The organism is Methanobrevibacter sp. (genome assembly GCF_017406825.1).
Classification (GTDB): domain Archaea; phylum Methanobacteriota; class Methanobacteria; order Methanobacteriales; family Methanobacteriaceae; genus Methanocatella.
In genome coordinates this window covers 1-15,334 of the sequence record NZ_JAFQXT010000017.1, presented here as the reverse complement: position 1 = coordinate 15,334, position 15,334 = coordinate 1, and the positions used below count along the sequence as shown (strand labels likewise).

The window sequence follows — 15,334 nt, the reverse complement described above, 5'->3', positions numbered from 1 at the left end:
TTCAATCTTCACGTTCAGAAACAGTAACTTCTACATAGAGTGGTGGAAGTTCATTCTTATCTTCCCAAATTGCAATAATCACATCAAATTTTGGAAGTTCGAACACTTTGTATTCAACAAAAAGCCCCATGGATTCCAATTCCTCTTTCATTCTGACAAGTCCATGGCTGTCCATGTCATTAGTATTTGATTCACTTCTTTTGATGTTCTTGTCCCCAACTTCGAGAATTTTTGAAACTTTCTCGGATGTGGCGTCCACTTCAGTTGCCCCAAGAATTTCACCAATTTCTGCAAGTTTTGATTCAAATTCATTAAGAGGAATGATTTTTCTGGATTTTCCTCTAACGATCAGTATTCTTTCATTATCTATTGCAGGTCTTGATCCTTTAAATGAATCAAAAAATCCCATCACTTCTCCTGCAATTTCATAAGTTTTTTTCATTAAATCATTTCCTTAGATATTTAATTCTTCTTTTAACTCACCGAGTGTAGTTACTTTTTCGGCAAATGCATTGTGCCTGTGAATACTTTCTTGGTTTTCTTGACGGGCTGTGATTAATGTGTCATCTGGGAAATCAGCATATTTCTGAACAATCTTTTCCATCATATTTCTAACACAGTCTTCAACAAAAACAGGTTTTCTGTGGGCATTCATCACTGTTGCATTTTCATCAGGTCTTTTAAGCAATTCACACACTGGAGAACTCATTGAGGTTTCTATGATTTCAATTAGGTCTTCTGCTTTAACACTTTTATCTTTGGGAACTTCAATTAATAATGTTCCTAATCCCCTTTGGTTGTGAGAAGCAAAAGTAACTGTATCTAAGACTTTTTGAGTTGTTTCTTCATCTAAGAATTCTAGTAATTTAAGTTTATCAGATTCCCTAACGGATTCCTGTGCACATGGACATACTGTCATTCCAATAAGTTCTGCACCAATACTTTTTCTAATCTCAACATTGCCTTCATCATCTCTGTATCCGATGGCCTTTGCTTTTAGCTGGGCCATCTCCTGAGTTTTATTTTTGGTAACTGGTGATTCCTTCATGAACATAAAATCGGTTGTCATTGAGATTTCAACACGTCTTGCATATTCGTGTTTTGTCATCATTCTTTCAACGATTTTTGCACATAATGATTCGACATCTACAGTGGAGTCTTCAGCGACTGTTTCGAGAACTTCGCTGATGGCTTCCGGGTTCCTAGACATATGTACTCCTTTTTGATCACTTGGCAAATCGACAAATGCATCAAAAGTAGGAAGTAAAATTATTGGTCTTTTATTTGTTCTTTCAAGTTGTAATAATTTTTTTACTCCAGTCACGCCTACTCTGGTCAATTTTATAGGTACATTTGGAGTGTCGTCTTGAGTATCGGGTAAGCATACTGCCAATTTAATTACCTCTTATTAATTAATTAAACATGATTATTTTTTGTTCTTTTCATTTATATATTTAAATGATTTTAGTGTAAAATTGTAAAATGAATGTTTCATTAAGAAATGTGCTTTCTAAAATTAAAAAAATAAGAAATTTAAAGTAGTTTTGAACTACTTTTAAAAATTTTATAAGATGTTTGAAGATCCCATATCTTCTTTGATAACATCAAGAACAGTTTGGGTATAAGTTCTTTCTATAATTGGGTCTTTTAATAATTCTTTAATAAATGCGTTTAATTCATTTGTGTTTCTGAATTTGGCGATTAAAAATGCGTCATATTCTCCGGTAACATCATAAATTCCTACAACATTTTTATTGAAGAATGTTTTTTCTTCCCAATTCTTTAGCTTTCCCCCTTTGACTCTGACGCCTATAATGGTTGTTAAGACAAAGCCTAATTTTTCATGGTCAATGACTGGTGAGAACTTTTTAATCACTCCGGATTTAACCATTTTATCAATACGATTGTGGACGGTTCCTACAGAAACATCTAAACTGCGGGATATTTGTCTGTAGGATGTTCTGACATCTTCATTGATAATTTTTAGGATTTTGACGTCAGTATCATCGAGTTTTATAAAATCATCTTTGGTTTTCATATTAATCTCCTTAATTAATTTTAATAATTGGTTAAAATATTAACCTTTATTATTTTATAATAATGTTTTTATGTTATATAAAAGTTCGTGTATTTTTTTTATTATTTTGTAATTTTTTCTATAAAAATTAACAATTGTAATGTTCATATCATTAGTTTTTTTTAAAAAATGATTAACATTTAAATGGGATATTGATTATTTTATTTAATTTTAATAAAATTAAAAAATCGTATACATTATTTAGATATCATTAAGTTTCATCAAAATGTTTTTAATATTTTCAATATCTGCATCAGTTTTAATGCCTATTGGATTAAAATGAGTTTTGATGGCTTCAAAACCCTGATTTTCAAGTTCATCAAGAATCAAATCGAATTTAGGAGCACTAATTTTCAGAGATTTGCAAATGCTGTGCACATCAAAAAATGTGGCGGGAGCGTCTGATTCAATGAGGCATTTATTCAGCAACTTTAGGGCTTCCTTTTCAGTATTGATTTTTTTATTTGCTGATTCATCAATCATTTTTTGAATAAATTCTTTATCCTGAATACTTCCTAACCATAAAGGTCCTGCATGCACCAGTTTTTCACCGCAAACAGGACAGACATCATCAATCGGACTTGCCAGTCCGTTGCTTGTTTGGCGGTGCAGACAATTTTTGCAGTGACTGATATATCCTATGTTTTTCAAGGATTCATCAGTTTTTTTCGAACCCTTTTTAATTTCAAGGTATAATCTCATATAATGTTCAGTGCTGTGAGACATTTTCACTTCAATGTATTTTGCATATTTTGAAAGTGTCAGCGCAACAAAACCGGCCAGTATCCGGATTCCATTTTCATGGCAATATTCGCTTTTGTAAGGTTTAGAATTATACTTGCGAATGCAAGGTTCTTCGTACGTTCCGCATAAGGCAGAAGTGTCTGTTGCAGTAACGCATAAAAGTGAGTTTCTACGAGCGCAGTAGCCTGCCGAATCCAGAAACGGTGAAGGGGTTCCAAAAGGATCAATGTCAATAACATCAAACTCCCCACGTTTCATCCTTAAAAACATACTGGCGTCATGCTGATACACTTCGATATCTTTCAGATTGTTCAGCTCTATGTTGTGTCTTTCGTAATGGTTGGCGGTTTCACTGATGTCATTAATGGAAACTTCACCCACTCCCTCTATTTCATTTTTATATCTCACGCCTCTAATTCCGCTTCCTCCAAATAAATCGCAGATGTTTATTTCACGGTTTTCTTGCTTTTGGAATACTTGGATTGCTAGAATGGATAAATCCCTATTCAGTTCCATATGTGGATTATAAAAAACAGGAGCTTGTGATGAAACTTTTTCAAATTCTGGAAATTCGATTTTGGTCAATCCCTCAGTAATACTTTTTATTTTATATTTCTCCATTACTTCACACTCGTAGTTTTATTTGATAACTAATATTTTAAATATTATTAGATTTAAATATTAGTATAGTAATTTATTCTATTTGGTGATATTGTGTCAGAAATTAAAGTTCCCATTGCAAAACCAATAATTGGCGATAAAGAAATTGAAAATGTAGTTGAAGTATTAAAATCAGGAATGATTGCTCAAGGTCCTAAAGTTGAAGAATTTGAGCAAAAATTCGCCGAGTGGGTTGGTGCGAAGTACGGCATCGCCGTTAACTCAGGAACCGCTGCATTACATGTTGCTTTATTGGCGTGTGGCATTGGTGAAGGGGATGAGGTAATCACAACTCCATTCACATTCATTGCAAGCGGAAACGCAATTGTATACACCGGCGCAAAACCGGTTTTTGCAGACATCGATTTAAAGACTTATACTTTAAATCCTGATGCAATTGAAGATTTGATAACTGAAAACACCAAAGCCATTATGCCTGTTCAGTTATATGGGCAATCTGCAAATATGGATAAAATTAACGAAATCGCTGAAAAACATGGCTTGATTGTCATTGAAGATGCTGCACAGGCTCACGGCGCAACATGCAACGGCAAAAAAGTAGGCAGCATAGGGGACATGTCCTGTTTCAGTTTCTATCCAACAAAAAACATGACCACCTCTGAAGGGGGAATAATCACCACTGATGATGCAGATTTGGCTGAAAGCGCAAAAGTATTCCGGGCACACGGAGCAAGCGTGAGATATCACCACGATGCAATAGGATACAACTTTAGAATGACTGACATTTCCGCCGCAATCGGCCTTGCACAATTGGAAAATATCGACGAATTCAATAAAAAAAGAATTGATAATGCAGCATATTTAAATGAAGGTCTAAAGGATGTTGACGGAGTTGTAACTCCATACTGTGCTTATGGATCAAAACATGTATATCACCAGTACACAATCCGTGTGGAAAAAGGAAACCGTGATGATTGGGTGGATATAATCAATGACTGCGGTGTGGGAACAGGCATCCATTATCCTATTCCATTATACAAACAGCCAATCTATAAGGCATTGGGAATTGAAGGAAATTGTCCGAATGCGGAACTTGCTGCAGATAATGTAATTTCACTTCCTGTTCATCCTTCCTTAACCAAGGAAGATTTGGATTTAGTTATCGAAGCGGTAAAAACCGCTTCCCATGAGTTAGATTAAACACTAACTCATTTCAACATTTTTTCTACAGTTTCAACTTTAGCGTCCAATGTTCTGTTTTTCAAATCCCTTCTGTCATCTACTTTTATGACAGTGTATACTCTGCCAAGTCCAAGTTCAAAAATCGCTTCTTGAGCGGCGGCTATTGCCGAGTATAATTCTTCAAGGTTTTCAGCTTCAATTTGGGTTCCCATTCCGGTCAATTGATAGTTTAGTCCTGAATCTTTAATTGACTGGACGGCTGCGGTTACATAATCTTTACATTCTGTAGTTTCTGTTCCCACAGGCAATATCGCAAAATCACATGTAATCATTTATTTCACCTGAAAAATTATTTATTTATCTTTCTATAAATTATTTTAGTAATGGTGAAATTAGATAAGGATGAATTCAACAAGCATATCTTTACAAGAATAAATAATTTAATCTCTGATTATGAATTAATCAGGGAAGGAGAATTAATAGCTGTTGCATTGTCTGGTGGTAAGGATAGTGTTCTGACTTTGCATGCCCTAAAAAATTATAAACAGTTCCTTGATTTTGATTTAGTGGCCATCAGTGTCGATGAGGGCATCGAAGGCTATAGGCAGCACGGCATAGATTCGGCTATTCAAAACGCCAAGGAATTAAACGTTGAATTGGTGCAGAAATCATTCAAAGATGAGGAAGGTTTCAGTCTCGATGAGATTTGCTCTAATTTTAAAAGTGCATGCATCCCCTGCGGAGTATTTAGGAGAAATATTTTAAATAAGACAGCTTATGAATTGGGTGCCTCTAAAATTGCTACCGGACATAACCTGGATGATGAAATTCAATCATTCTTAATGAGTTTTGCTCGTGGGGATACGATAAAATTTTCAAAATTCGGCCCTGAACTTGATGTGATTCATCCGAAACTGGTTCCGAGAATCAAACCTTTATGGAACACTCCCGAAAAGGAAGTTGGTATGTGGGCCGTAATAAACAATATTGACATTCATTTGGAGGAATGCCCTTACTCCCATTTGTCATTAAGAGCAAAAATCAAGGAATTTCTAAATGTCAGCGAGGATCAATATCCAGGTGTTAAAAGCAATGTGATGGAATCCTTCAAACAAATTTTAACATTTGAAAATGACATTAATACACGCCTCAATGAATGCGAAATTTGTGGCGAGCCGACATCATCAGATATATGTAAGGCATGTGAGCTGAAGGAATTGCTCAGGACATAGTGTAACATATATTAATCACTTCCAATTAATACTAATTATAAAAAAGTTTTTCATTGATTAAGATTAAAAACTTGTTTTACACAACTTTAAAGGAAACTTAATCATGTCCGAGGATAAAAATGAATGGGGCAGTAATTTATCATTTATTTTAGCAATGATAGGTTCTGCTGTAGGGTTAGGAAATATTTGGAGATATCCATACGTATTATACTCCAATGGTGGGGGAGCATTCTATATTCCATATATTGTAGCCATTCTTTTAATGGCCATACCGTTTTTGATTTTAGAATATGGGGTGGGATATAATTTCAAATCATCATTTGCAAAGGCTATCCGGAAAATTAACCCTAAATGGGAGTATCTCGGATGGTTTTTACCCGTTTCTGTTTTCATGATAATGATTTATTATTCGGCCATTCTCGGTTGGGATGGAATTTATGTAGTATTAAGTCTGTTTAAAGGATGGGGAGCCGACCCCAATACTTATTTTACTTCAACTCTATTACAATCCACAGGTTCTAATATTGGGTTAACCAGTTTCATTCCGGTAATAGCCGTTGCAATGCTTGTTGGTTGGGTGATCGTTTGGCTCATATCACACAGGGACTTAGAAAAAGGTCTTGGAAAAGTTTCAAAATTTTTGGTTCCATTATTATTTGCCATTATGGTTGTGATTGTCGGATTTTCTTTAACATTGCCCGGCGCTTCCGTAGGTCTGGTGGAACTTTTCAATCCCGATTGGTTACTTTTAACCCATTTTGATATTTGGATGGCTGCATTTGGACAAATCGTGTTTTCCTTAAGTTTGGGAATGTCAATCGCTTTTACATATGCAAGCTATACCAAGGATAATGCCGACCTCATTACCAATACTATCTCAATCGCTTTTGCAAACTCTTTATTTGAGAATTTTGCCGCTTTAGGGGTATTTTCAATTTTAGGATATATGTCTGTTCAGTCAGGTACTCCTGTAGCCGAATTGGTAACTCAGGGAACAGGGCTAGTTTTCATAGTATATCCAATTGTATTTAATGTGTTGGGTCAATGGGCCTATGTTTTAGGACCTTTATTCTTTATAACAGTTTATCTTGCTGGTCTAACAAGCATTCTATCCACTATCGAACCTTTGTCTTTTTCAATTCAGAATAAGTTTGGCCTGTCAAGGAAAAGAACCATGACTATTTTAATTGTCATTGGGGCTGCGGTTTCCATGATTTATGCTACAGCAATTGGAAGCTATGTTTTAGGATATGTTGATACATTCATTAATCAGATTGCCATATTGTTAGGAGTTATTTTTGAATGTATTTTATTTGCTTGGATATTCAAAGCCGAAAAACTTATAGATTTCCTAAACGCCAGATCCAAAACCATTAAACTTGGCAGATGGTGGATTTTAATAGTGAAATACATTCTACCGATTTTCGTTTCAATCGTTTGGATTGGAGGAATGGTTGATGTGATCAGTTATTCTTCCTATGATCAGTTAATCGTTACTGTAATCGCTGCGGCGGCATTGTTAATTGCAACTTTCATATTTACAATATTGCCTGCTAAAAACCCTGACTGGGACAGTGTTGATGAAAGAGTTTGATAAAAAAAGTAAATTATAAAAAGAGAGTATGATAACTCTCATTTCTATTTTTTTTAGATTAATTTCTCATAATTGCAAATGCCATATATATTATGAATAGTGCAATTAATATGATTCCTTCTTTTTTGTCGTATTTGTCTTGGGTTTTACCGAATATGAAGCATAATACAGTTACTGCAAGCATAAAGATAACATCTATCAGCATGCCGGAATTGATTGGTATTGCACTTATTGCACTGCTTGCACCAAGTACGAATAGGATGTTAAACAGGTTTGAGCCAATAACATTACCTATAACCAGCTGGTTTTCTCCTTTCTTTAAAGCGGTAATTGAAGTGACAAGTTCAGGTAAAGAGGTACCGATTGCCACAATGGTCAATCCAACAAGTGTTTCGCTCATTCCAAGTGCAATTGCTATAGCTGAAGCGCTATCAACAACGAAATCTCCACCAAGAATAATTCCAACAAGTCCGAGAAGCATTAACACTATACTTTTTGGAAGGCTGAATTTCGGTTTTTCGACAACATTGGATTCACTTGATTTCCTTGCATTGCGAATTAGATAAAATAGGTATGCAATTAATATCACTAACAGGATTATTCCTTCAACATTGGAAATGTCCCCTCCAATGAATATGAACAGCGCAAATAATATTGTAATTCCGACAAGGAACGGCAAATCTTTTTCTAAAACGTTTTTTTCCATTAGCAGGTTACTGAGCAATGCCGCTACACCAATTACTATTAGCATGTTAAAGAGATTGCTTCCTATAACATTACTTACAGCCATTGCATTGTTTCCGGTCAATGAAGATGTAATTGAAACAGCGGCTTCAGGTGCACTTGTTCCAAATGCAACGATGGTCAAACCAACAATTATTGTAGGCACTTTCAAAATTGAAGCAATGCTGCTGGCCCCATCAACAAAAAAGTCAGATCCCTTAATCAAAAATACAAATCCTACAAGCAATAAAACAACTTGAATAATTATTGATGCATCCATTTCATCCCTCGGTTGTAATAGGTTCTTCAGGTCCCAAATCAGTCACAAGGACCTTATCAATTTGATGGCCGTCAATATCAATAATTTCGAAGATGAATCTTCCACATTCATACTTGTCTTCCTCATTGGGAATAGTTCCGCTTAAGCTTAAGATAAAACCGGCCAAGGTAGTGTAATTGTCCTCTTCCTCATCAGGCAATTTGTCTTTAAAGTCAAATAACTCTTTGAATTTATCAATCGGGTATCGTCCATCGATTAGCCAGGTTCCGTCATCTCTTTGGACAGCTTGAGGTTCGTCTTCCTCATCTATTCCAGGAATGTCTCCCACAATGCCTTCAAGCAAATCGTTTAATGTAATCAAACCCTCGACACTGCCGAATTCATCAACAACAAGGGACATGTGAACGTATTCCTGGTTTTCTTTGAATTCTCTAAGCAACTCCAGGGTTTCAAGATGTTCGGAAACCACCAATGGTTCTTTCACGATTTTGTAAACATCAAATTCCTCCTCGCTGAACATGACTGAAAGAATATCTTTTGCCTGGACAACTCCAATGAAATCATCCAATTCTCCCTTGGCTATTGGGAAAATGGATCTTTTGCTTTCAATGATTTTAACTTTATTCACATCCCTGTCATCTTCAAGGTTAATCCAAATGATTTCATTTCTCGGGGTCATGATGGTTTCAACTTTTTGGTCATCAAGTTTGAAAACCCTTTTGATAATGTCCTCTTCCTCCTGTTCAATGGTTCCGTCTTCTCTTCCTTCCTTAATCATCAGTTCGATTTCCTCTTCGGTAACTGTGTCATCATTTTTATCCTCTATTCTAAGCAACCATAAAAGAAAACTGCTTGATTTTGCAAGAACAAAACTGACTGGTTTTGAAACTTTTTCAAGAACCACCATGCTTTTAGCGACTCTTAAGGCAATTCTTTCGGGGTCATTTAAAGCGATGACCTTCGGAACAATTTCCCCAACAACCAATGTCAGGTAAGTTGTGACAATTACAACAATTGCAACACTTACAGGTTCGCTGTAAGGGATAAAGGAAATATGCTTTGACAGGGGTTCGGCTAAAGTTACTCCACCGAATGCACCTGTTAAAACGCCAATTAGTGAAATTCCAATTTGAACCGTTGATAAGAATTCATTAGGGTCTTCCAATAAATCAAAAACAATTTGTGCGTTTTCATTACCTTCTTCTAAATATTTCTGCATTTTCGCTTTTCTTATAGATACAACGGCAAGTTCTGCCATTGAGAGATATCCTGTAAGAATTATTAAAATTAATATGATAATTATTTCGAGTGTCGTTCCAATCATTTTTAACAACCATTAAAACTAATTATAAGTCACTGGCTTTCATAAAACCGGTATTATTGTATATTTTATCTTGCATTTCCTGTACTGCTAATGAGGCATCTTCTCTAGTGGCCACTTTTTGAAATATTCTTCTTGATTTGACTTTCAATGTTTTTCCGCATACACATTTGCGTGTTGCCACTCCTTCCTTTGCATACAATGCCCTTCCGCAGTCGCAACGAAATATAAGATACATGATTCTTCCATTAAAATTAATTGTAATTATAAATTTATCAGTATGTTATATAAAATTAATTATTACATTCCGAATATTTTCATAAATAATGGTATGAATACTTTAGAGGGCAATATTACTAATGTAGCTAAGCTAACTCCCAGGTTAGTTCCTATAACTACTAGAAGTATTCTGAATATGTTGTTTTCCCATAAATCCCTAAAACTTTCAATGTGGGCTAAATTCTTAATATCTCTTTGTCTGACCTTTCTGAATTTTGCTTCACACAATCCTGAAAACCATCCTGCTGCAAGCAATGGGTGAATGATTGTCAATGGCGCAACCAGCCCTCCAACAATTGCGGATTGGATTTTTGATCCTGAAAGAATGGATCCGATAAATCCCATTATCATGCTGATCACGATGAAGTCGTAGATGTTCCAGGCGATATTTATCCCATTAAAGTATGCCAGAAAAAATATCACAATGAACAGTATTGGAATCATGGCTAAAAATATTTTAAGCCATGGAATGCCTTTTTTGTCATCGATAACTTCCAAAGACCTCAAATTCGGTAATGTTTCAGGATTGTCAAGGTATCTTTCGATTCCGGGTTTGTGTCCTGCCCCGACAACGGCAATGACATGGTCTTGCGGCAGCATCATTATGCTTCCTGCAAGATACGCGTCTCTTTCATGAACAAGGACTTCATGGACATTTGGAGCCTCATCCTTGAACATTTCCATTAAATCATCCAAGTTATCAGGATTTTTCAGCTCTTCAATGTCGACATCCTCTTCATCCCCAAATCCTAAAACTGAAGCGATCAATCCATATAGGAATTTCATTTTTTCAATAAAGCCCATTTTATTCAAGGCTCTTTGAAGGGTAACATTAACGTCTCTGTCGATGAGGGCTATGGGAATTCCCAAATCTTCGCTCGCTTCAATGGCACCAATCATTTCAGAACCCGGCGCCACATCAACTTCCGCTCCGATTTTGGACTGGAAATAACCTAAAAGTGTGCTTGTGAAGAATAACCCCACTTTGTTTTCTTTGATGATGTCGGTTACGGAAATGCTGTCGTCCTGTTCAATACCCATCATTTCCTGTTTTAGTCTGTGGTATCTGTTCCTGTCAAGTTCAATTGCCACAACATCCGGATGCTGTTCATAGATTGCATCTTTTACTTCATTAACACTTTCTTCAGATACATGGGCGGTACCGATTATGGTTAAACATTCTCTTTTCACAAAAACACTTCTTCTAAATTATTCTATCTAATATTATGAGATTTAAATATATAAAGTTAATTCCCCATTTTCGTATATTGCAACATTCCCGCTAATGTTTTTCAAACAGCATAGCTCAACATCGTCAAGGCAGCCCAGTTCAATTAATCTCTTGGCAGTCTTTGAATTTATAAAATCCTTCTTCAGGGATTCATAATCTCTGGTTTTTAAAATTGCATCTTCAGCATATTCACTTAACTCGCAATCCTCCAGGTTTTCCCTTATCCAATATAATATTTCACCTGCCGCAAGAAAATCCTCAACTGCAAATTTTCCCTTGACCCCCGCCATCACGACATCGATATGTTCTCCGGCCAATTCGATGCTTTTCAGGCCAACGGCTTTAGCATTTACCAGACATCCCACTAAAACTTTTGAGGTCATGTTTTCAAGTATTCTTGTTCCGTTGGTTGATGTGAAAATTAGCGTGTCATGTTCGGGTCTGAAATCCTTTATAACATAAGGGCTGTTTCCAAGTTCGAACCCTTCGATTTGTTTTCCGTTGCGTTCGCCTGCAAGAACTCCTCCAATATTCTCTTTCAAATCCAGCGCTTCTTCAGGTGTAAAGCAGGGAATTATTCTTTTAAAATTATCCAAGGCTAATGTAATTGTTGTGCTTGCCCTTAGGGCATCAACCATAATGGAAACGTCACTGCTTGCACTTTCCTCAAAACTTAATGTCACTTTCATGAAGTAATTTATACTCGATGAGATATAATAATATTATGAAAATTGTCACTACTCCCATGTGTGAGGAAATTGTTAAATTGGCAGGCATTAAGGATTATGCGGTAAACAGATTTCCCGATGAAGAGGAGGGGGATTTGGCGATACTGCTTTCGGAAAGCAAAGTCAAGATGAATTCTCTGCCAATCAAAATCAATACGGCCACACAAATATTTGAAAGTATTAAAAAGGTTTGTGAAATCGCGGGAAATGATTTGACGGATGATGAAATACTTTCCTTTTTTGAGGATTACGAGCTTTGCAGGAAATATTTGAATTCGGATTTTAAAAGGAGCGTCAATGTTAAGGTTTATTCTGAGTTTTTAAAGGACATAGTTTCCGATGTGGGATTTAATATAGTTTCAGATAACTTCAATCATGTAATCTATCCTGATTACTTGAAGGATAAGGTAATTGAAACGGACAATCTTGTTGAAATCCCATCACACAATGACATTTCTAAAAATCCCTTTAAAAAAGCAGAATTAAGATACTCCATTTTAGAAAATTTAATATAAGAAATAAATTATAAATTATTATACTACATAATTGCATTTTTGAGAGTTGTTAAGATGTATGAAACATTGATATTTACTGGTGGAGTTCACAAAAGTGAAGAAATAAGAGAATTAATTGAAGATTTAGGGGGCTTTATTCTTCAGGACAGCATTCAACAAATGGAACTGGTTTTAAATATGGCTGTTCCTTTGGAAGACGTTGATAAGATTGAAGAGAAATCCAAGGAATTGCTTGCGAAATTATCAGTTGCCCCTATGGCAGGTTCTGAAATAGCTATCGTTTCACCAACACTTGCAAGACACCATTTGCCTCATGCGGCATGTGACATTTCCGAATATCTGCGTGAATTCGGTGCTAAAGACAATATGATCGGTCTTGCAAGAGGGGATGGTAAAGGAACTGCAGGAATCACTGAAGAAGAAAAAGACTTAATAGAAGAGCATGACATTGTCATTTTTGCATTAGGCAGTTTTGAAAATTGCATTAAAGAAAAAGCTTTCCTTTATGATGATATTGATATACCTGTAATAGTAACAGGAGCACCAGAAATCGATGTTGAAGAACTCCCGGGTGCAGACGCATATGTCGGAGGACTTGGAAGAATCCCGAGAAGGCTTAGAAGAGGTCCGGATATACGTGCACTTGATAAGTTAGTTGAAACCATCGAACAAATCTTAAATGATAAAAAACGTGAAATGGCATTGGATCCACCATTGGTGCCATCCATCGTTGTTAAAAATGCAATTGAAAATCAAGTGAAAGAAATAAAGGACGTAATTTCTCCAACACCAGTAACCTCACAGCTCGACGGTGTCCGTGTGAAGTTGAATTATGATAATTATGCCGATACAATTGCAGATGTGGTTATTGACGGTAAGAAATTATCCGAACTTGCAGAAATCAAAAAATCAAAAATGTATGATTATATTTTAGTGAAAATTAATAGTGAGAGTTCTCTTGTCGAGGATTCTAACTAACTCCTTTTTTTTAAATCAATCTCATTCCAAAGAAGTTAATGGCATCCACTAGGTCGTTAAAGCGTTCTAATTCTCTTTCAATGACATTTTCATCTGTCATATCAATACTTAATTCACCATCAACGGTTAATGTATCAGGGCCACGACCAACAAGCCTGTCGACACCATCAGCACTTAGAATTCTTTCAGCGTCAAGCTGATGAACAAAAGATCTGCCGGGTATGATTACGGCATCCTTAATTTCGCTCAAGTCAAGTTTTTCCAAATCTTCCTTTGTTATTAAACAGGCTATTTCCTTTTCGCAGGCGACAATATTAACGCTATCCACCTGGAGTTTTTCAAATATATTTGATATGTATGGCGCGGCGATTTTTGAAGTTATCAGTGTTGCTTCACCTGTAACCGGCTTAATGAATTGCAGGAATACTTCATTTTCGTCTTTTGCTATTGCAAATGGTCCTCCAGTTTCAGGGTCACATATAGGTGTTCCGCTAACCCTGAATTTGTATTCGGAATTGATCTGTTTAACAAGTTCTCCGAATTCTTCAACGGGCTGGGATTCAATGCCTTTAATGATAGGTTCGTTTCCCAATATAAGTCCCTCGTTGAATGTGTTTGCAAATCTCATCAGAAGCATGCCCTTTGCACCCCATTCTTCAAGAGTGTTGCAGGTTTCTCGCAAGACGTCTCCGTCATTTACTCCAGGTATGATTACTGCTGCACCTGTCAGGTCAATGTTTTCGCAAAAAATCTGGCATGCCTTAAGTGCTTCGGCAGGATTCGGGTCTTTAACCCATTCTTTTCGAAGTTTCGGATCGGATGAAAAAATAGTAAAGGAAACTTCTTTAACGCCATTGTTTATTAATCTTGTAGCCATTTCGCTGTCGTTAATGCCTTTTCCGCATGTATACCCCAGTACTGAAGAGATGGAAAATTGATTTAGGCTGGCGGTCAGGTTTTCAAGGTGGGGATAACAGCTTATGTCTCCTCCTCCGCTAATGTATGCGCTAACTTCTCCCTGAGGCATTCCCATCATCAATGCGGTCTGTACCTCATTCATCACTTCAAAGGGAGCTTTAAAATCGCCTTGTGAATCGGCAACGCCTTTGCTGCATCGTTCACACCCAATTTTATTGGGCAGGCAATGTGCACAGCCAAAAGTTTTGATCTCTTTTACCTTTCTGAAGTAACAGTATTTGCAAAAACCGTTACAGTCCCTTCCAGGTATACCTCCAACATCCGCTACAAGTTGCATATATTTTTAATTTTTATTTCATTTTATTTATAAATTCATGATTTTTTGTTTGACTAAATAATGTATTACTTTTAGTATTATTTATTACTTCCAAGCTTGAAAGTAATAATTTTTTATTTATCTTTATTTTTAAAAATTTTTGTTATTTGATATTAATTCATCTTTAAAATTAATTTTAATGCGATTTTTTTATAAAAAATAATTAAAGAGATAAAAATTATAAAAAAACAGATTTTAATCAATAATAAAAAGTATTACTTTCAGACGATTTTTTCTTAAAGAAAAAATATTTTATTATACTTTATAAACTTTTCTAAAATATCCCATAGGTAATCTTTATATTATATCTTTTATAAAATAAAATTTGTATACCATATGGCTGGCTATTGCAAAAACTTGCTTTGTAGCTAAAAACTCAATTTGGTAAAAAAATTTACCATTGAGAGTGGTATATTAGTTAAACTCTATTTATTTAGGAGGGAAAAAATGGCAAAGTTTGATGATAAAATCGATTTATTCGATGATAGAGGCAACGAAATTGCATCTGACGTACCAATCGAAGCTATCAGTCCAT

At 35.7% G+C, this 15,334-nt stretch carries 17 protein-coding genes; 6 read left to right on the top strand and 11 right to left on the bottom strand.

Annotated elements, in window-relative coordinates:
- Position 1: 1 nt before the first annotated feature.
- The 4 genes from IJF99_RS02705 to IJF99_RS02690 all read right to left on the bottom strand — a co-directional run bounded on the left by IJF99_RS02705 (position 2) and on the right by IJF99_RS02690 (position 3,442).
- Positions 2-442, bottom strand: coding sequence for a DUF2120 family protein (locus tag IJF99_RS02705; protein WP_292791751.1), 441 nt, complete (start codon positions 440-442; stop codon positions 2-4).
- Between the two features lie 12 nt (positions 443-454).
- On the bottom strand, positions 455-1,393 hold the full coding sequence (gene mptA, locus IJF99_RS02700; RefSeq protein WP_292791748.1) for a GTP cyclohydrolase MptA: 939 nt from the start codon (positions 1,391-1,393) through the stop codon (positions 455-457).
- Between the two features lie 171 nt (positions 1,394-1,564).
- Positions 1,565-2,038, bottom strand: coding sequence for an Lrp/AsnC family transcriptional regulator (locus tag IJF99_RS02695; RefSeq protein WP_292791745.1), 474 nt, complete (start codon positions 2,036-2,038; stop codon positions 1,565-1,567).
- A 240-nt stretch (positions 2,039-2,278) separates the two neighbouring features.
- A complete protein-coding gene (locus tag IJF99_RS02690; RefSeq protein WP_292791742.1) occupies positions 2,279-3,442 on the bottom strand; it encodes a tRNA (guanine(10)-N(2))-dimethyltransferase in 1,164 nt (387 codons plus the stop codon).
- A gap of 93 nt (positions 3,443-3,535) precedes the next feature.
- On the opposite strand from IJF99_RS02690, the gene IJF99_RS02685 reads away from it, so the two are divergent.
- The gene (locus IJF99_RS02685; protein ID WP_292791739.1) at positions 3,536-4,642 is read left to right on the top strand and encodes a DegT/DnrJ/EryC1/StrS aminotransferase family protein; all 1,107 of its coding nucleotides are present in this window, start codon (positions 3,536-3,538) and stop codon (positions 4,640-4,642) included.
- A gap of 8 nt (positions 4,643-4,650) precedes the next feature.
- Here IJF99_RS02685 and IJF99_RS02680 read toward each other — a convergent pair whose 3' ends face one another.
- The gene (locus IJF99_RS02680; protein WP_292791736.1) at positions 4,651-4,956 is read right to left on the bottom strand and encodes an MTH1187 family thiamine-binding protein; all 306 of its coding nucleotides are present in this window, start codon (positions 4,954-4,956) and stop codon (positions 4,651-4,653) included.
- A 51-nt stretch (positions 4,957-5,007) separates the two neighbouring features.
- Here IJF99_RS02680 and IJF99_RS02675 point away from each other — a divergent pair, with 51 nt between their 5' ends.
- Positions 5,008-5,856, top strand: coding sequence for a TIGR00269 family protein (locus tag IJF99_RS02675; RefSeq protein WP_292791733.1), 849 nt, complete (start codon positions 5,008-5,010; stop codon positions 5,854-5,856).
- A gap of 103 nt (positions 5,857-5,959) precedes the next feature.
- Entirely contained in the window at positions 5,960-7,450 is a 1,491-nt protein-coding gene (locus tag IJF99_RS02670) for a sodium-dependent transporter (RefSeq protein WP_292791730.1), read from the top strand.
- Positions 7,451-7,508: 58 nt separating this feature from the next.
- Here IJF99_RS02670 and IJF99_RS02665 read toward each other — a convergent pair whose 3' ends face one another.
- The 5 genes from IJF99_RS02665 to comB form a co-directional block, all read right to left on the bottom strand.
- Positions 7,509-8,453 (bottom strand): calcium/sodium antiporter, encoded by a 945-nt coding sequence (locus IJF99_RS02665; protein ID WP_292791727.1) that lies wholly within the window; start codon positions 8,451-8,453, stop codon positions 7,509-7,511.
- Position 8,454: 1 nt separating this feature from the next.
- Entirely contained in the window at positions 8,455-9,777 is a 1,323-nt protein-coding gene (locus IJF99_RS02660; RefSeq protein WP_292791724.1) for a hemolysin family protein, read from the bottom strand.
- Positions 9,778-9,799: 22 nt separating this feature from the next.
- Positions 9,800-10,012, bottom strand: coding sequence for a DUF1922 domain-containing protein (locus tag IJF99_RS02655; RefSeq protein WP_292791721.1), 213 nt, complete (start codon positions 10,010-10,012; stop codon positions 9,800-9,802).
- A gap of 62 nt (positions 10,013-10,074) precedes the next feature.
- Positions 10,075-11,244, bottom strand: a complete 1,170-nt coding sequence (locus IJF99_RS02650; protein WP_292791718.1) for a TraB/GumN family protein — start codon at positions 11,242-11,244, stop codon at positions 10,075-10,077.
- A 42-nt stretch (positions 11,245-11,286) separates the two neighbouring features.
- The gene (gene comB / locus IJF99_RS02645; protein WP_292791715.1) at positions 11,287-11,973 is read right to left on the bottom strand and encodes a 2-phosphosulfolactate phosphatase; all 687 of its coding nucleotides are present in this window, start codon (positions 11,971-11,973) and stop codon (positions 11,287-11,289) included.
- 35 nt (positions 11,974-12,008) lie between these two features.
- Here comB and IJF99_RS02640 point away from each other — a divergent pair, with 35 nt between their 5' ends.
- Entirely contained in the window at positions 12,009-12,527 is a 519-nt protein-coding gene (locus IJF99_RS02640; protein ID WP_292791712.1) for a hypothetical protein, read from the top strand.
- A 54-nt stretch (positions 12,528-12,581) separates the two neighbouring features.
- A complete protein-coding gene (locus tag IJF99_RS02635) occupies positions 12,582-13,505 on the top strand; it encodes a methanogenesis marker 7 protein (protein ID WP_292791928.1) in 924 nt (307 codons plus the stop codon).
- A 10-nt stretch (positions 13,506-13,515) separates the two neighbouring features.
- On the opposite strand, the gene mmp10 is transcribed toward IJF99_RS02635, so the two are convergent.
- Positions 13,516-14,760 carry a methyl coenzyme M reductase-arginine methyltransferase Mmp10 gene (gene mmp10 / locus IJF99_RS02630; RefSeq protein WP_292791710.1) on the bottom strand — a complete coding sequence of 415 codons (1,245 nt, stop codon included), beginning with the start codon at positions 14,758-14,760 and terminating at the stop codon, positions 13,516-13,518.
- 486 nt (positions 14,761-15,246) lie between these two features.
- Between mmp10 and IJF99_RS02625 the strand changes: the two genes are divergently transcribed.
- The coding region (locus IJF99_RS02625; protein WP_292791926.1) for a hypothetical protein at positions 15,247-15,334 on the top strand (88 nt) is incomplete at its 3' end.